This is a genomic window from Paeniglutamicibacter sp. NPDC091659, from assembly GCF_044756805.1.
GTDB lineage: Bacteria > Actinomycetota > Actinomycetes > Actinomycetales > Micrococcaceae > Paeniglutamicibacter.
Genome location: NZ_JBIVTO010000006.1, coordinates 222,660 through 239,367, shown reverse-complemented (window position 1 = coordinate 239,367; position 16,708 = coordinate 222,660). Strand labels below are relative to the sequence as shown.

The window sequence follows — 16,708 nt, the reverse complement described above, 5'->3', positions numbered from 1 at the left end:
CGGAGCATGGCGCTGAAAGTGTATTCGCCTTCTCTTTTGTACTCCGTTGGCCTTGGGGCCGTCACGCCCATCATTGCGATATCGGCGAGGGACCGCGGGGCGAGCATCGCCATGGCCGCGCTCATCGTCACACTTGTCGGCGTTGGATCGCTGATTTCCAATGTCCCGGCCGCACTGCTGACCAACAAGGTCGGTGAGCGGACAGCCATGGTGGCTGCCGCCGGCTGGGCCGCCGCGGGCTTGGCACTCGGCCTGTTCGATTCGGAGCTTCCGCTCTTCGCCATTGGCGTCACCATGCTGGGCATGGCGGGCGCTGTTTTCAACCTCGCCAGACAGAGCTACCTCGCCGAGGCCGTGCCCGTTGAATACAGGGCGCGGGCCATGTCCACGCTCGGGGGTGTGATGCGCATCGGCGTGTTCGCCGGGCCGTTCATGGCCACGGTCGCCATGCGATGGTGGGGCATCACCGGGGCCTATTGGGTGGGCGTGGCGGCAATGCTGCTTGCCTTGGTCGTCTGCTTTGCCATACCCGAGCTGCCCTCGCGCAGCAGAGAGCGGGTCGACTCCCTCCCCGAAGCTTCCACGATTTCCATGTGGGGCATGGCCAAGAAAAGCCGGAGGGTGCTCTGCGGCGTGGGGCTGGGCGTGGTGTGCATTGCCGCGGTGCGTTCGTCCCGCCAGATCGTGTTGCCCCTGTGGGGTGAAAGCCTGGGCCTGGACGCCGGCACCATCGCGCTGGTCTACGGGCTATCCGGCGCGCTCGATATGCTCATCTTCTATCCGGCGGGCAAGGTCATGGACCTCAAGGGCAGGGTCTGGATAGCGGTGCCGTGCCTGGCCATCATGGCGATCGCCATGTCCCTGCTGCCGCTGGCGACCGGCATCGGGATGTTCACGGCCGTTGCCATGCTGCTGGGCTTCGGCAATGGAATCGGCTCGGGCATAGTGTTGACCCTGGGCGTCGACTATTCCCCGGTGCACGACCGGGCGAGGTTCCTGGGAGTGTGGCGCCTGATGGCGGACGCAGGGGCCATGGGCGGTCCGATCCTGCTGTCCGGGATGCTGGCCGTCGCCACGCTGGGCATCGGAATCTGGAGCATCGCGGCGGTATCTGTGCTTGGGGCGGTGCTGTTCGGCTATTTCATTCCGAGGTCGGAGTTGAACCGGATCGGTGCCCCGTAGCGGCTGAAGAGCCGAAGGGCCACGTGGCCGACGAGGAACGCCGAGCCCATGATCAGGGCCAGGCCCGCGCCGAGGAAGACCAGCAAGACGGGATCCGATACGTCGCCGATCCTTGGATGCGGCAGCAGCAGCGCGAGGACCAGTCCTGCGCTGAAAGCGATGGTTCCGGCCGCTGCGCACCAGGCCAGGATCCTTTCCGCGCGCCCTGAACCAGTCCGTCCCCTGCCGCTGCCGGCTTCCCTGGGACCGTGCAGGTGTCGCAGCGCGAGACCCGCAAGAAGTGTCCAGAAGGCGGCCACCAGATAGGCGGCCACGACATCGCTGGGACGGTGCCAGCCGAGCACCAGGGTTGAGGCGCCGGCGAGTGCGGCGTAGGTCCAGCCGCAGAGGGCCACCAGCGGGCGGCGTGCCGCGGGGCTCACCAGGAAGATCGACATCATTGCTGCCGCGGCAAAGGTCGTGTGGCCCGAAGGGAAGGAGTTGACCGTGGCAGCGGAGATGTTCAGGTCGGGCCGCTCGAGAACCACGTGTTTGAGGAGTTGGGTGGTACCCGATGCCCCCAAGATGCTCAGGCCCGCGACGGTCGGTCGTATGAAATCCCGCCGGCGGATCAAGGCCCAGAGCAGCACCAGTCCCGACAGCACGGCCGAGAACGCCGGCATGTAGTCAAGGAATGTCAGGGCCGGTTTCCGGGTTGCATCGGCAGCGAGGAATGCCTGGCCTCCCAGGAGTGCGGCATCGTCGATCCATTGTCCAAGGCGGGTCTGGATGAAAAAGACATAGCAAGCAACGAACGCCACGGCCAGTGCCGCCATTGCGGCGTACCAGGGCAGCACGCGGGCGGGCCCGCGTGGAACGGTTGGGGCCAAATCTGCTGAACTCATTGCCACTAGCCTGTCACACCCTGGGTCTCCCATGTAGCTCGTGCGCCTCGGATCTCCGTGTTGGTTCGCCGCCGGGACGTCGAACCACGCATGGAATTCGGCAGTCGATGGTCCGCCTAGAATCCATTGACAAAAAAATTTGTCAGTGAGATTCTTGAGTCATGTTAGACCTTGCAGTGTTGGAAGACCCTCGGGCCGCGGCAGCCACGCTTGACCCCCTGAGGTGCAGCCTCCTGGGGGAGCTGCGCGAGCCGGCATCAGCGAGCATGCTTTCCCAGCGCATGAACATCCCGCGCCAGAAAATCACCTACCACCTGAACCAGCTGGCCGAACTCGGCCTGTTGCAGGAGGTGGAGCAACGCCACAAGGGAATCATGACCGAGCGCCTGATGCAGGCGACGGCCGCGTCCTACGTGATTTCTCCGGAAGCCGTGGGCGCCCTGAACCCGAGCGCCGGCGAATTGCGGGACAGGTTTTCCGCAATTTGGATGCTTGCCCTTGCCGCTCGGACCCTCCGCGAGGTGGGACGCCTGATCGTCGGGGCCCGCGCGGCGAACAAGCAGTTGGCAACCTTTGCCTTGGACGCCGAATTGACGTTTTCCAGCGCCAGAGACCGCGCCGAGTTCAGCCGCGAGTTGGCCGAAAGCATGGGTTCCCTGGTCGCCAAGTACCACAATCCCTCCGCGTCCGGGCGCGTGCATCGCCTGGTCGTAACCCTCCATCCAAAATTGAAAGAGCAACAGTCATGAACAAGGAATTTGAAATCCGCCAAGAAGCCGATCTGCCAGGCACCCCCGAGCAGATCTGGAAGGCCGTCACGGAGGACACCGCAGCCTGGATGTTCCCCACCGGTGAGTGGGAATCCTATGTAAGTGAAAAGAACTACCCAACGCACCTGGTGTCCCGCATGGAAGGACCCAACGGATGGTTCAACCAGCTCGAGCATGAATTGACACCCGGCCCGGACGGAACCCATTTGCGCTACGTGCATTCGGGAATCCTCGTTGACGACTGGGACAACCAGTACGACGGCGCCACAAAGCACACCACGTTCTACCTGCACACCCTGGGTCAGTACCTCCGGTACTTCAACGGCCGCCCGGTGGCCTTCAGCGATGTTCAGGGGCCCGAGGCTGCTTCAAGCGCGGATGCCCTTGACCGTTGGATCGAAGCCTTGGGACTCGGCGATGCGACAGCGGGGGAGTCCCTCAGCCTGGAGCTCCCCGGACGAGGAGTGCAGGAAGTGGTCGTCGACTTCAGGAACGAGAATTTCGTAGGACTGCGGACCAGCGACGCGATGATTCGAATCTTCGGGCGCAACGCCTTCGGCCACCGGGTGGGGTTGACGGTGCACGACTTCAAGCCTGGTGCCAAGGAAGAACACAACACGGAAGCCTGGCAGCAAGCCCTCAACGGGGCCTACGCCGCAGCGTAAACAGCGGATTCAGAGGTCGGGAACCGGCGATAGGCTGGAGTCATGTTTGAACTGCCTGGCCTTGCCGAACTCACCGAGCGCGCCCACGTCGTCTCCCTGCCGATGCGCGTCAAGTTCCGCGGCGTTGAACATCGGGAGGCGTTGCTCCTTGAGGGGCCCGCGGGGTGGGGCGAGTTTTCGCCTTTCCTCGAATACGCTCCGTCGGAGGCCGCGTCATGGTTGGCTTCGGCCATCGAGGCCGCCTGGTGGGGTTATCCGGAGCCTGTCCGTGACGTAATCCCGGTGAACGCAACCCTTCCGGCGGTCGGCACCGAACGCATTGCACAGGTCCTGTCCAACTACGACGCCGTCCACACCATCAAGGTCAAGGTGGCGGAGCGCGGGCAGGACCTGGCCCAGGATGTCGCGCGGGTGGCCGAGGTCCGCCGGCTGTTCCCCGATGCGCACATCCGCATCGACGCGAATGCGGGATGGACCTTCGAGGAAGCAACACTGGCCTTGGAGGCACTGGCCGGTTTCGGCCTGCAGTATGCGGAACAGCCGGTGGCCAGCATCGAGGAGCTGGCCCGGCTTCGCGAGCATGTGCGGGCGCGCGAACTCGGCGTGTTGATTGCCGCGGATGAGTCCGTGCGGAAAGAAGAGGACCCGCTGGCCGTGGCCCGTGCCGGGGCGGCCGACCTGATCGTCATCAAGGCGCAACCGCTGGGCGGCGTTCGCCGGGCGCTCGAAATCGTGGCGCAAGCGGGGCTGCCGGCGGTCGTCTCCTCGGCGCTGGACACCTCCATTGGCCTGCGCCAGGGGGCGGCACTTGCCGCGGCCCTGCCCGAACTGCCCTATGCCTGCGGGCTTGCCACCGGTTCGCTGCTTGTCGATGACGTCACGACCGACAGGTTCCTCGCCGTCAGCGGCGCGTTGCAGCTGCGCGACATCGCGGCGGATCCCGACCTGCTGCGGGCCCACGCCGTGGATCCCGAACGTCGGCGTTGGTGGATGGACCGCATGCGGGCAAGCCACCAAGTGCTTAACGACAAAGCGGCGACGACGGGCCGGTAGTCGGTTCGGGGCACAGGTACATTGGCCCCGGCCGGTGAGGGCTGGTCCTGGCTGAAGGCGAAGTGCCAAACGACGCATCCCCCGGTTCGTACCTGGGACCGAATTGGCATGCCACGACGACGTGCGGCCCAAACCGCCAATCGCGCCTACTCTTGCAGCTTCGTTCCACAACAGCATGAACAAAATTCTCACTCACCTATTGAAGCGAAGTCTGCCTTTCGAGCGGAGAATTGGCCTAGCAAAACCTAATGACACTCGATATCCGTATGCCGGCCCTCGAATATCCTTCATGCATGCATTCCTGGAAACTATTTAACCGGGCGTTTATCAGGCGTTAACGTTGACCAGACCAGATGCTCACCCTCTCGTGGAAAGTTATGAATCGAATAGTTCATTATCAACATCATTTATGGGGACCACGATGATCCAGAACCGAACCCTCCTGCCAATGCTTGGCCACACCCGGGGTAACCGAAACGCGGCGACCTGCCAATTCAAGTGCGGCAATGCGTGCGCCAAGGATGTCTGCAACACGAGCGACAACGAGTACTTCCGCGACATCGCGGATGCGGCATTGAGCCGCCGTTCCGTGCTGGGCCTCGGTGCGGTGGCTTCGGCAGCGTTGGTCATAGGGGGCGAGATCCTTCGGGCACCGTCGGCGAACGCCCAGATGGCGGCGGCTCCCGGAAACAGCGCCAAGCTGCAGTTCAACGCCATTGCACCGGTTCCGCGTAGCAGCGACACGCTCAGCGTTCCGGAAGGATACGAGTGGAGCCCCGTGATCCGGTGGGGCGATCCGCTGTTCAAGAACTCGCCGAACTTCGATATCACCAAACAAAGTGCCAGGGGCCAAGCTGGCCAATTCGGGTACAACAACGACTACCTCAACATAATCGTCGACAAATACTCGGGTCGCACCGGTGTACTCGTTGCAAACCACGAATACACAAACGAAGACCTCATGTTCGACCCGGAATGGTTCGCAGCCAACAAGGCCGAAGCAGCTCGCATCGCCATGGCCGCGCACGGATTCTCCGTGGTTGAGGTCAAGCGCAGCCGGACCAGCGAACGCTGGGAGTACATCCGAGGCGGTGAACGAAACCGACGCATCACCGCCTCCACCGTCTTCAACGTAGACGGTGCCGCCGCTGGTTCGGCGCTGCTCAAGACCGTGGCCGACCCCTCGGGAAAGAAAATCCTTGGAACGCTGAACAACTGCTCCGGCGGGACGACGCCGTGGGGAACCGTTCTTTCCGGCGAGGAAAATTTCAACCAGTACTTCCGCGGTACCGGATCGGCGACGGACGCACGATACGGAATCGCCGATGCCGCAACCGAGCGCGGCTGGGAGGACGTCGATCCGCGTTTCTCGGCACACAACAAGGGATTCGAAAACGAGGCCAACCGATTTGGATGGGTCATCGAAATCGACCCGCAAAACCCCGACTCGACCCCGGTCAAGCACACGGCGCTCGGGCGGTTCAAACATGAGGGTGCAAACGTCCGCATCGCGGCGGACGGCAGGGCCGTTGCCTACTCCGGCGACGACGAGCGCTTCGACTACGTGTACAAGTTCATCTCCAAGGCGAAGTACAAGCGCGGGGACCGCAAGCACAACCTGCAGTTGCTCTCCGACGGCGACCTCTACGTGGCACGATTCAGCGGCGATTCCCCGGCCGGCCAGATCGACGGTTCGGGCACTGTGCCGGCCGACGGCGAGTTCGACGGAACGGGAACCTGGCTGCCGCTGGTGCGGGACGGCAAGTCCAAGGTGCCGGGGATGAGCGTCGAGGAGGTGCTAGTTTACACCCGTCTTGCAGCGGACAAGGTCGGCGCCACCAAGATGGACAGGCCGGAGGACGTGGAGCCGAGCCCCCTCTCGGGCAAGCTGTACATTGCGCTGACCAACAACACCCAGCGCGGCACGACAGGCAAGGCCGCGGCCGACGAGGCGAACCCGCGCACCAAGAACCGCGACGGCCACGTCATCGAGCTGACCGAACGCAAGAACGATGCCGCCGCCACCGAGTTCGACTGGAACATCCTGCTCGTGGCCGGGGACCCGTCCAAGGACGCGAGCACCTATTTCTCGGGGTACCCGAAGGACAAGGTCTCGCCGATCGCCTGCCCCGACAACCTGGCGTTCGACTCCAAGGGAAACCTGTGGATCTCCACCGACGGGCAGCCAGGAACCATCGGCTACTGCGACGCCCTGCACAAGGTGACGTTGACCGGCAAGGAACGCGGCAAGGTCGAGCAGTTCCTTGCGGTTCCCGCCGGAGCCGAAACCTGCGGCCCGGTGATCCACGACCGGGACGGCTCGGTGTTTGTCTCGGTCCAGCACCCGGGTGAGGGCGGCAGCTTCAACCAGCCGCTCTCGTTCTTCCCCGACTACGTGTCGGAGCCCGGAAAAGCCAAGCGCGGCGAGGTCTACGGGCCGCGCCCCTCGGTGGTCCAGGTCTACGCAACGGGCAAGTCCCCGCGACGCTAGCAGCGGGCCAAGAACAGGCGCATGAGCGCCGTGCTTGAATGGAACCTCCTTTCACGCACGGCGCTTTTCTGCTTGTTCCCGGAAACCGGGCTCCTGCGTCTCGGTCTGCGAATTGCCGCGGCGCCGTAGGGAACGGCACGGCACACGTCGGGGTCGGAATTAGGATGGAAGGTATGCCGTCTAATACCGATCCCGAACTCGTCTCCATGGACGTAGCCCGGAAACTTGTGACAACCCTGCAGGCCGCCGGAGTGCGTGACGTGGTGATCTGCCCTGGCTCGCGCAGCGCCCCGCTGGCCTACGCGTTCGCCGAATCCGAGGCCGCGGGCACCATCCGGTTGCACGTGCGCATCGACGAACGGGGCGCGGGATTCACGGCGCTCGGGCTGAGCCTGGCCGGCGGCGCACCGGTGCCGGTGGTGACAACCTCCGGCACGGCCGTGGGGGAGCTGCTACCCGCGGTCATGGAAGCCAACCACGTGGGTGCCCGGCTGCTGGTGCTTTCGGCGGACAGGCCCACCGAACTCCACGGCACCGGGGCAAACCAGGCCACCAACCAGGTCGACCTCTTCGGGGTGCACGTGCGCGCCAGCGTGGACATCGAGGCCGGCAGCGATCCCGCCGCACAGGTTGCCGGGGCTCTGAAGGCGGCCAGGGGCTCCGAAACCACGGCGCCGGGGCCCGTGCAAATCAACGTCGCCTTCCGCGACCCATTGGTCCCCTCTGATACGGACGGGCTGCCGACCTTTGGCGCCAATGTGACGCACCCGCCGGTGGCCCTGGACATCGCGGAATCGATCCTTTGGGCACGGCCCGGCCCGGACGAGTCGCTGCGCACCGTGGTGGTTGCCGGACACGGCGCGGGACCCGTCGCCGCGGACTTCGCACACGCCCTGGGCCTGCCACTCTTTGCGGAGCCCAGCTCGAACGCACGATTCGGCGCGAACGCCATCGGCCCGTACCGGACGCTGCTGGCTTCGCACATGTCCCGCATCCAGCGGGTGGTGCTCTTTGGCCGCCCCACATTGAGCCGACCGGTGGCTCGCCTGCTGAACAATGCGTCGATTGAGACGGCCCTCTGGGCGCCGTCGCCCGCGCCGTGGTTCGAGGAGGGCAAGAGGCGCGAAAAGCTGATCTCCGACTCCGCGGAGCTGGAGGCCTTTGCCGGGAACGCGCCGGCCGGCTGGCTGGAAAGCTGGCAGCGGCTGGGAGCCTCGGCCGCCTCGTCGATCCAGAAGCGGATCGAAGGTCCCGGGGGGCTCAACGGCCCGCTGGTGGCGCAAGAGGTCTGGCGGGCGGCACGGGGCAACCTGGTGTTCGGATCCTCGAACGTCATCCGCGACGCCGACCTGTGCGGCACGCCCGCGGATGCATCCGCGGCGCACGTGTACGCCAACCGCGGGTTGGCCGGAATCGACGGAACCATCGCCACCGCCACGGGCATCGCCCAGACCCGCGCGGGGCTGAAGACCACGGTGCTGCTCGGGGACGTGACGTTCCTGCACGACGTGGGCGGGTTGCTGCTGGGGCTGGGCGAACCGGAACCGGAAATGGACGTGATTGTTCTCAACGACGGGGGAGGCGCCATCTTCTCGACGCTCGAGCACGGAGCCGTGGAGGAATCGGGCCGCTATGCGGATGCCGTCGAGCGGCTCTTCGGCACCCCGCACAGGGTGCGGATCGAGTCCCTTGCCGCGGCCTACGGCTGGGAGTACCTCGCCGTGGATGAGGTGGACGGGCTTCGCCGGGCCCTGGGCACCACGGGCGCTCGACGTCGCTTGATCGAGGTTGTCGTGGGACGCAGCGGACTGCGGGCCCTGCATGCGGAGATCACCGAAACCGTGAACGCGCTCGAATGGCCCGAAGGCCGGTAGCTGCCAAATTGCCGCGTCCGGCTTCCGACATGGGCAATGTTGGAAGCCGAACGCGGCCTGCAGGTTTGGAAACTTCCCTATTGCGGTGCCAGCGGCGCGCTTCCCGAACCGAGATTGGGCACCGGCAGGATTTTCGGGGCGTTTCCGCGGGTTCCATCCAGCTCCAGGATCACGACCCGGTTGATCCCGGGTTGGACCAGCGGTGCGGGAACGTAGAGAGATAGCTGCGGACCCCTGTCCCAGAACCTCCCAAGGCAGAATCCGTTGACCCACACATATCCCTTGCCCCAACCGGTGAGATCGATGTAGCCGTCGGCTGGGGCCGCGGCCGCGAAGTCCAGCGAGTGGAAGGCCGCCTCAGGTTCTTCAGAGGACTGCGCGGATCCGGCTTGCAACAACAGCCTGGTGGAAGGCGCCTGAGGTAGCTCCAGGGCTGTCATGTGCCAACCATGGAGTTCCTGGCGCTCGTGCAGCACGGCACCGAGGATGCCCTTTCGTTCGCCAACCAGCCGGCCGTAGTTGACCCTGCCCATTGATTCTACGAAGAGCTCGATTTCCAGTCCTTCGGCAGGAACCGATAAATCATAGGGCTGCTGGTCGTTGCGTTCGAAAACGTGCCTGATCTTCCCGTCAACGACCAGATGCGCGCGATCGTTGAGTCCGTCGATGGTCAATGGGTATGACTGCCGTGGACCGGGGACGGTGGTGGTGTAGCGAACCACGCCGTGAGAAATGCCGAGTTCTTCGAACGTCAAGGGGTGCCCCGACTCGCGGACTTCGCTCCCGCTGATGGCAACGGCATCCAAGTAGCCGCGAAGTCCCACGGGGGTGCCCGCCGCAACCAGCGGGGTCACCGGCAGGAGTGATTCGGTGAATTCCTCGAGTTCCGGGACTGCGCGGTACTTGGCGATGACCTCGCGGTAGGCATGGAACTTGGGTGTGGGCGCGCCGCGCTCATCCAAGGGGGCATCGTAGTCATAGGAGGTCACGGTCGGTTGGTACCTACCGGTGGTCACCGACTGCGGGGGATCGAAGTTTGCGCCCGCACCGGTGCCGAAGTTTGTTCCGCCGTGGGCCATGTAGAAGTTCACGGACCAGCCGGCGGAGAGCATTTCGTCGAGTGTCTGCGCAGCCTCCTTGGGGTCGCGCGCATGGTGTTCCTCGCCCCAGTGGTCGAACCACCCGTTCCAGAATTCCATGCAGAACAGGGGGTCTTCGGTCCGGTGGCGGCGGAAGCCGGCGAACGCCTTGTTCGTGCCCGACCCGAAATTCGCGGTGGCCGGCACCCCAGGAATCATGCCACCGGTGAGCATGTGGTCTTCGGGGCCGTCGGAGGTGAATAGCGGGACGTCGATGCCTCGCTCAACGAGCGCCTTCTGGACCTGTTCCAAGTAAACGAAGTCGGATCCAAAGGACCCGTACTCATTTTCAACCTGGACCATCGAGATCGGGCCGCCGTGTGTTTCCAGCAACGGAACCATGCGGGGGAGCAGTTCATCAAAGAACGCGGCTACCGCTGCGGTGTAGGCCGCCTGCCGGGTCCGGACCCTGATGCCGGGTTGCGCGGTGAGCCAGGCGGGGAGCCCGCCGTTGTCCCATTCGGCGCAAATGTAGGGCCCCGGTCGCAGGATGACCTTGAGTCCTTCCTCGCCCGCCAACCGGATGAACCGTTCGAGGTCGGCTCCACCTGAGAAGTCGAATTCACCTTGGCGAGGTTCGTGGACGTTCCAAGCAACGTAGGTTTCCACGGAATCCAAGCCCATGAGCCTGAGCCAGTGCAACCTGGTTCGCCACTGTTCGGGATGGGTCCGAAAGTAGTGGAGGGCTCCGCTGATGATCACGTTCTGATACCTCGGTTCTTGCTCGAAACTTCTGCACGTCGTCTGTGAGGCAGAAAGTGGCAGACCACGGAGTCGACGCCGATGAGAAGTGTCCGTTCCGGCGTCCGTGGTCATACGATTGTTATCGATAACAAGAGATTTGGCAATGGGGTCTAGAACTGCAAGTTTCAGTTCAGCGTTTGGCGGTGCTGGAGCGCAGGATCAATTCCGGAACGATAGGACCGGCCTGGCCGGAGGAATGCGTGCCGCCGTGTTCGGACAGTTCGCTGTCCAGCTGGCGCACCGCCTGGCGGCCGATTTCTTCCAATGGCTGGCGGACCGTGGTCAACGGCGGGGCGCAGTACGGGGCCAGTTCAATGTCGTCGATGCCGACCACGGAGATGTCTTCCGGGACCCTGCGGCCGAGTTCCTTGACGGCTGTAATCAGGCCGAAGGCCATTTCGTCGCTTGCCACGAATACTGCAGTGACCTCAGGCATGCGCCCGAGGATCAGGCCCGAGCGGTAGCCGGATTCGGCGCTCCAGTCCCCGAAGAGTTCGGGGGGAACGGGAAGGTTGGCGGCCTCGAGCGCATCCCGCCAGCCCGCGATCCGTGTCTCGGATTCGATCCAGTCCTTGGGGCCGGCAACATGCCAGATGTTGGTGTGTCCGCAGGAGATGAGATGTTCAACGGCAAGGCGTGCGGCCTGGGCCTGGTCGAATGTGACGGCCTGTTCACCCGCGGGCAGCGGGGAATCGATGGCCACCGACGGCACCTCCGCGAGCAGGTTGTCTACCTCCGTGGTGGAGTCCTGCAGGGGGATGGCGGTGATGATTCCGTCGACCCCCTGTGCAACGAGCCTGCTCAGACCTTCCTCAAGCGAGCGGGCGGAGAGATTGGTGATCGATACGAAGGTGACCGAGTATCCGCGGGCGGCGGCCTCTCGCTCGATGCCGACTATCAGCGTCATGCGCGAGTATGAGCTGGTCGAAAGCGTGATCACGCCAATCATGTTGCTGCGTCCGGTCACAAGTGCCCGGGCCGTTGCGTTGCGGCGGTAGCCTAGGCTGCGCGCCGCCTCCTTGACGGACTGGCGGGTTGCCGGCTGGACATTTGGGTGGTCACTGAGAACTCGGGACACGGTCTGCGCGGATACGCCGGCCAGCTGGGCAACGTCGCGCATGGATGGAGCGCGGGACGGTTTCTGGTTCATCGTGTCCTTCATGTCGGGCCGGCATTCATCGGTTACGGATGGCGGGGTTACAAGTTATGCGTCAAGTGACTCTATGTTATGGACGGTGTCCTTGGCCATGAATGACGAAGTGCAGGTAAAACGCGGGAAGATACTTGTTATCGATAACAAGCTGTGGCATTCTGGTTCTCACGCTTGATGTTGCGCGGCTCACATGAGTTCACTCTTGGGGGTGCCCGGGCAGGTTCAGGTGTCGGGGAAACCCCTCGAAGACCCAGCCTTTGATAGTCATTCCGGGCAACACGTTGCCTGGTGGTAGCAAGTGGAGGAAACATGAAAAGCTTCAAGCGATGGGGACTGGCCGCGGCCGGTACTCTTGCGGCGACACTCGCCCTGACGGCCTGCGGCGGCTCCAGCGGAGCACCCGCCACGACAGCGCCTGCGCCTGCTGCGTCAAGCAGCGAGGCCGCCAAGTCCGCCGAATTGACGTTCTGGGGATGGGCCCCGGGCTACGCGGACAGTGTCAAGGCATTCAATGCCTCCCAGTCGGACGTCGTGGTCAAGTACGAAGAGATCCAGCCGGGCTCGCGCGGCGGGTACGAAAAGATGCTCAACGCCGTTCAGGCCGGCAACGCCGCGTGCTTGGGCCAAGTCGGCTACGAAACCCTGACCAGCTTTGCTGCCCAGGGTGCACTCGAGGACGTCACCCAATACGCGACGGCGAACCAGGGCGAGTATGTGGAATCCGCCTGGAACAGCGTCACCGTCGGGGGCAAGGTGTTCGCCGCCCCTGTGGACACCGGCCCCATGGCGATGTACTACAACAAGGAACTCTTCGAGAAGCACAAGATTGCAGTCCCAACCACCTGGGACGAGTACAAGGCCGCCGCAGAGAAGTTGAAGGCCGCCGACCCGAAGGTCAAGATCAGCTCCCCGTATGCGAACTACGACTACGCCGGCATGTCGTGGCAGGCAGGCGCCCCGTGGTTCGGCATCGAGGGCGACAGCTGGAAGGTCTCCATCGATTCGCCGGAGAACAAGAAGGTGGCCGAGTACTGGCAGTCGCTGGTTGATGCAGGCACCATTGCCAAGGCCCCGATGTACGATCCGGCTTGGTTCAAGGGCCTGGGCGACGGTTCCATCGCAACCCTGGTCGGTGCGGTCTGGCAGGCAGGCGTCATCAAGGGCGACGCGGCGGACGGCGCCGGCAAGTGGGCAGTTGCCCCGATGCCGCAGTGGGATGCGGCAAACCCGAAGGTCGGCAACGTCGGAGGCTCCGCGACTGCGGTGCTCAAGGGCTGTGAAACACCCGAGGCAGCGTGGAAGTTCGCAAACTTCCTTTCCACCGATGCAGACACCTACGGCAACCTGATCGACAAGGCTGCTCTTTACCCGGCCGCCAAGGCATTGCTGGACTTGCCGCAGCTGACCAAGGAAGACAAGTACTTCGGGGGCCAGAAGATCTTTGACGTGTTCAAGGAAGAGGCCTTGAAGGTCAACACCGACTGGACCTGGGGCCCGAACATGCCGCTGACAACCACCAAGCTCGATGACGGTTTGAACAAGGCTTGGGCAGGCAACGGAGAACTCGCCGATGCCTTGGCCGAAGCCAACACCGCAACAGTTGAGAACATGAAGAGCCAGGGCATCAACGTCGCTGACTAACCCGATTCCCGTGGCGCCCCAACCGGGGTGCCGCGGGTTTCAGTCGTTACAAAACATCGAAAGGCAGCAACACCCATGAGCGTCGCTTCGACAGCCCGGCCTCGGATAGCCAGGGCAAAAACCAACGGACGCCAGGGGCGAACCGCGGCCCTGCTGCTTGCTCCTTTTGTTGTCATATTCGCGGCAATGTACCTGGCACCGCTGGGGTTCGCCGTCTACCGCAGCCTCTTTGTCCTCAAACGCGACGGGCTGGGGCTCACCGCCCCCACGCTCGCATTCGACCCGATGGCGAACTACCTGAAGGCGTTCGCGGACCCGGTCTTCATCGAATCCCTGGGCAGGGTCCTGCTCTTCGGGGCGGTCCAGGTTCCCGTCATGCTCGGGCTGGCCACAGGGCTGGCGTTGCTGATCGACTCACGCTCGGCACGGGCCAAGGGCTTCTTCCGCCTCACGAGCTTCCTGCCCTATGCGGTGCCCGGCGTCATCGCGGCCCTCATGTGGTCGTTCCTCTATTCCGGAACCTCCAGCCCGATCAATGCGCTGCTGGCTCCGCTCGGCATCGAGATACCCTTCCTGGGCGAAAACATGGTGCTGTGGTCGGTGGCAAACATCGTCACCTGGGGCTGGACCGGCTACAACATGATCATCATCTATTCCGCGCTGCAGTCCATTCCGGGGGAGATCCTCGAAGCGGCCAAGATCGACGGGGCGTCGGCCTGGCGCATTGCCTGGAACATCAAGATTCCGATGGTCCGCCCGGCGATCATCCTCACGGCGGTCTTCTCCATCATCGGCACCGCCCAGCTTTACAACGAGCCCAAGGTGCTGCAAAGCGTCTCCGGCGGGTCCATCGACTCGGCGTTCACGCCGATCATGGCCGCCCAAGCGGCCACGGCCGCGCAGAACTATCCATATGCCGCTGCCATGTCGGTCATCCTTGCGGTGCTCGTCGGCGTCCTTTCCATCACCTTCTTCAAGCTCACGAACAGGGGCTCCGACGCATGAGCGTTCAACTAATCACGGGGAACGAAGCGGAATCCGAGAACGCCGTTGCCGGGCGGGCCGAAACCCGGGGCAAGCCTGCGGGCGGCGGCAGGAACTTCGGGCGTGGAACCGGCAGAAAGGCCCGGGACAACCGCGAAACCTCGTTGGCCAGCCGTCTGACCGTCACCATCGTGCTGGGCTGTTTTGCAGTCTATTTCCTCATTCCAATCTGGTGGCTGCTTGTTGCCGCCTCGAAACCCATGGGCGAGCAGTTCTCCGCACCCGGTTTCTGGTTCAACGGCATGCACATGGGCAGCAACATAGCCGAGCTGCTCTCATCACGCGACGGCATCTTCATGCGCTGGATCCTGAACTCGATCTTCTACGCCGGCGTCGGTGCCATAGTCGGCACGTTGCTGGCCTCGATGGCGGGGTACGCGCTGGCCAAGTACCGCTTCCGCGGGCGCGAAGTCGTCTTCGGCGTGGTTCTTGCGGCGGTGCTGATCCCCAAGATCCTCTTCACCCTGCCGCTGTACCTGATGTTCTCCGAGGTCGGGCTGATCAACAACCCGCTGGCAGTGATCCTGCCCAGCATCGTGAGCCCCTTTGGCGTTTACCTGTCCAGGGTCTTTGCGGCGCAGTCCGTGCCGGACGAGGTCATCGAGGCAGCCCGGCTCGACGGGCTCGGGGAAGTGGGAATCTACTTCCGGATCGGCCTGCGCATGATGACCCCGGCGTTGGTCACGATCTTCCTGTTCAACTTCGTGGAGATCTGGAACAACTACCTGCTGCCGGCGATGGTCATCAACGATTCCTCGCTGCAGCCGGTGACGGTGGGCTTGGTGTCCTGGTTTGCCTCCAACGGCAAGGTTCCGATGTCACTGGTGGTAGTCGGTGCCCTTGTTTCGATCATTCCGCTGGTGCTGCTCTTCCTGTTCCTCCAGCGGTTCTGGAAGGCCGGGCTCACCGCGGGCGCTGTGAAGTAGGAACCAATGAACTCCGGCGGCGCCTGCGGCCCGCCGGGCAACAAAGACGCGGTGCCAGCTGCCCTGGGTGGGGTTGCTGGCACCGCGTCTTTCTGCGTTCAAGATGACGGGCCGTCGTTTCCCCTGGGTGCCAGGCGCCGCCGCGACACCCAAGCGCCCAGGAGAACGCAAGGCCTCCACAGGGCCCGCCAGCCATCGCGCACGGGTTTCCCGTCCGCTCAGGAATCGGCTGCGTGTCTTCGCCGCGGCACGGGCCCGGAGTGACACGCGAAAAGGGACCGGTTGCGAGCAGCCAATATGTGAAATGGCGATGGCAACCGATCCCTCTTCGCGGAACGGCAGGTGGATTCCTAGTCGGCGATCTCCACGTGGGTGGGATCGAGCACGCGCTTGAGGAAGTCCTGGGTGCGCGGCTGCTGAGGGTTGCCGATGACGTCCTTGGCGTGTCCCTGCTCGACGACTACGCCGCCGTCCATGAAGATCACCCGGTCGGCGACCTCCTTGGCGAAGGACATCTCGTGGGTTACCACCAACATGGTCATGCCGGCCTTGGCCAGCGAGCGCATGATGGCCAGGACCTCGCCGACCGTTTCCGGGTCGAGTGCGGAGGTCGGTTCGTCGAAGAGCATCAGCGTCGGGTCCATGGACAGGGCTCGGGCGATGGCCACGCGCTGCTGCTGGCCGCCGGAGAGCTGGTCCGGGTAACGGTCGCCGAAGTCTCCCAGGCCCACGCGGGTCAGGTTCTTCTGAGCCACTTCCTTAGCCTGCGACGTGGGGCGCTTCAGGACCTTGGTCTGAGCCACGGTGCAGTTCTGCGTCACCGTCAGATGCGGGAAGAGATTGAATTGCTGGAAGACCATGCCAACTTTCTGGCGCATTTTGTCCAGATCTACATCCAGGTCAGTGGCTTCGAAGCCACCCACGTGTATGGTGCCGGCGTTGGGCTGTTCCAGCAGGTTCACACAGCGCAGCAGCGTGGATTTGCCCGAACCCGAAGGGCCGATCAGGCAAACGACTTCGCCGGGCTTTACCTCCAGATCGATGCCTTTGAGTACTTCGTTGTTCCCGTAGGACTTGCGCAGGCCAACGATGCTCACTCCGGCAGCCTTGAAAGAGGATTGGTTTTGCTTGGTGTCGCTCAT

13 protein-coding genes are annotated in these 16,708 nt (G+C 63.8%); 9 read left to right on the top strand and 4 right to left on the bottom strand.

The features are described 5' to 3' along the window. Positions 1–6: 6 nt before the first annotated feature. Positions 7–1,182: an MFS transporter gene (locus ACIQLF_RS13125; RefSeq protein ID WP_400298997.1), complete on the top strand. Its 1,176-nt coding sequence runs from the start codon at positions 7–9 to the stop codon at positions 1,180–1,182. Here the strand turns inward: ACIQLF_RS13125 and ACIQLF_RS13120 are convergent. Continuing rightward, positions 1,137–2,066: a phosphatase PAP2 family protein gene (locus tag ACIQLF_RS13120; protein WP_400298995.1), complete on the bottom strand. Its 930-nt coding sequence runs from the start codon at positions 2,064–2,066 to the stop codon at positions 1,137–1,139. The two genes, ACIQLF_RS13125 and ACIQLF_RS13120, sit on opposite strands and share 46 nt — an antisense overlap. A 161-nt stretch (positions 2,067–2,227) precedes the next feature. Between ACIQLF_RS13120 and ACIQLF_RS13115 the strand changes: the two genes are divergently transcribed. The 5 genes from ACIQLF_RS13115 (at position 2,228) to menD (ending at position 8,919) form a co-directional block, all read left to right on the top strand. Next, positions 2,228–2,815, top strand: a complete 588-nt coding sequence (locus ACIQLF_RS13115; protein WP_400298992.1) for a winged helix-turn-helix domain-containing protein — start codon at positions 2,228–2,230, stop codon at positions 2,813–2,815. After that, a complete protein-coding gene (locus ACIQLF_RS13110) occupies positions 2,812–3,501 on the top strand; it encodes an SRPBCC domain-containing protein (RefSeq protein ID WP_400298989.1) in 690 nt (229 codons plus the stop codon). Before ACIQLF_RS13115 ends, ACIQLF_RS13110 begins: the two co-directional genes overlap by 4 nt. A gap of 42 nt (positions 3,502–3,543) precedes the next feature. Continuing rightward, a complete protein-coding gene (locus ACIQLF_RS13105) occupies positions 3,544–4,554 on the top strand; it encodes an o-succinylbenzoate synthase (protein WP_400298986.1) in 1,011 nt (336 codons plus the stop codon). A gap of 421 nt (positions 4,555–4,975) precedes the next feature. After that, entirely contained in the window at positions 4,976–7,045 is a 2,070-nt protein-coding gene (locus ACIQLF_RS13100; RefSeq protein WP_400298984.1) for a PhoX family protein, read from the top strand. A 173-nt stretch (positions 7,046–7,218) separates the two neighbouring features. After that, positions 7,219–8,919, top strand: coding sequence for a 2-succinyl-5-enolpyruvyl-6-hydroxy-3-cyclohexene-1-carboxylic-acid synthase (gene menD, locus ACIQLF_RS13095; RefSeq protein ID WP_400298981.1), 1,701 nt, complete (start codon positions 7,219–7,221; stop codon positions 8,917–8,919). Positions 8,920–8,996: 77 nt separating this feature from the next. Here the strand turns inward: menD and ACIQLF_RS13090 are convergent, their stop codons facing one another. Together ACIQLF_RS13090 and ACIQLF_RS13085 are read right to left on the bottom strand one after the other, a co-directional pair. Next, positions 8,997–10,874, bottom strand: a complete 1,878-nt coding sequence (locus tag ACIQLF_RS13090; RefSeq protein WP_400298978.1) for a beta-galactosidase family protein — start codon at positions 10,872–10,874, stop codon at positions 8,997–8,999. Between the two features lie 58 nt (positions 10,875–10,932). Beyond that, on the bottom strand, positions 10,933–11,952 hold the full coding sequence (locus ACIQLF_RS13085; protein WP_400298975.1) for a LacI family DNA-binding transcriptional regulator: 1,020 nt from the start codon (positions 11,950–11,952) through the stop codon (positions 10,933–10,935). A 312-nt stretch (positions 11,953–12,264) separates the two neighbouring features. Here ACIQLF_RS13085 and ACIQLF_RS13080 point away from each other — a divergent pair, with 312 nt between their 5' ends. From ACIQLF_RS13080 to ACIQLF_RS13070, 3 genes are all read left to right on the top strand, one after another. Further along, on the top strand, positions 12,265–13,596 hold the full coding sequence (locus ACIQLF_RS13080) for an ABC transporter substrate-binding protein (RefSeq protein WP_400298973.1): 1,332 nt from the start codon (positions 12,265–12,267) through the stop codon (positions 13,594–13,596). Between the two features lie 75 nt (positions 13,597–13,671). Continuing rightward, positions 13,672–14,601, top strand: coding sequence for a carbohydrate ABC transporter permease (locus ACIQLF_RS13075; RefSeq protein ID WP_400298971.1), 930 nt, complete (start codon positions 13,672–13,674; stop codon positions 14,599–14,601). Further along, the gene (locus tag ACIQLF_RS13070; RefSeq protein WP_400298969.1) at positions 14,598–15,566 is read left to right on the top strand and encodes a carbohydrate ABC transporter permease; all 969 of its coding nucleotides are present in this window, start codon (positions 14,598–14,600) and stop codon (positions 15,564–15,566) included. The genes ACIQLF_RS13075 and ACIQLF_RS13070 overlap by 4 nt, the downstream gene beginning before the upstream one ends. A gap of 350 nt (positions 15,567–15,916) precedes the next feature. Here the strand turns inward: ACIQLF_RS13070 and ACIQLF_RS13065 are convergent, their stop codons facing one another. Next, the gene (locus tag ACIQLF_RS13065; RefSeq protein ID WP_400298967.1) at positions 15,917–16,708 is read right to left on the bottom strand and encodes an amino acid ABC transporter ATP-binding protein; all 792 of its coding nucleotides are present in this window, start codon (positions 16,706–16,708) and stop codon (positions 15,917–15,919) included.

Coding starts and splice junctions, on each gene's coding strand:
- ACIQLF_RS13125 (WP_400298997.1), top strand. CDS start 7: ATGGCGCTGAAAGTGTATTCGCCTTCTCTTTTGTACTCCGTTGGCCTT.
- ACIQLF_RS13120 (WP_400298995.1), bottom strand. CDS start 2,066: ATGAGTTCAGCAGATTTGGCCCCAACCGTTCCACGCGGGCCCGCCCGC.
- ACIQLF_RS13115 (WP_400298992.1), top strand. CDS start 2,228: ATGTTAGACCTTGCAGTGTTGGAAGACCCTCGGGCCGCGGCAGCCACG.
- ACIQLF_RS13110 (WP_400298989.1), top strand. CDS start 2,812: ATGAACAAGGAATTTGAAATCCGCCAAGAAGCCGATCTGCCAGGCACC.
- ACIQLF_RS13105 (WP_400298986.1), top strand. CDS start 3,544: ATGTTTGAACTGCCTGGCCTTGCCGAACTCACCGAGCGCGCCCACGTC.
- ACIQLF_RS13100 (WP_400298984.1), top strand. CDS start 4,976: ATGATCCAGAACCGAACCCTCCTGCCAATGCTTGGCCACACCCGGGGT.
- menD (WP_400298981.1), top strand. CDS start 7,219: ATGCCGTCTAATACCGATCCCGAACTCGTCTCCATGGACGTAGCCCGG.
- ACIQLF_RS13090 (WP_400298978.1), bottom strand. CDS start 10,874: ATGACCACGGACGCCGGAACGGACACTTCTCATCGGCGTCGACTCCGT.
- ACIQLF_RS13085 (WP_400298975.1), bottom strand. CDS start 11,952: ATGAACCAGAAACCGTCCCGCGCTCCATCCATGCGCGACGTTGCCCAG.
- ACIQLF_RS13080 (WP_400298973.1), top strand. CDS start 12,265: ATGAAAAGCTTCAAGCGATGGGGACTGGCCGCGGCCGGTACTCTTGCG.
- ACIQLF_RS13075 (WP_400298971.1), top strand. CDS start 13,672: ATGAGCGTCGCTTCGACAGCCCGGCCTCGGATAGCCAGGGCAAAAACC.
- ACIQLF_RS13070 (WP_400298969.1), top strand. CDS start 14,598: ATGAGCGTTCAACTAATCACGGGGAACGAAGCGGAATCCGAGAACGCC.
- ACIQLF_RS13065 (WP_400298967.1), bottom strand. CDS start 16,708: ATGAGCGACACCAAGCAAAACCAATCCTCTTTCAAGGCTGCCGGAGTG.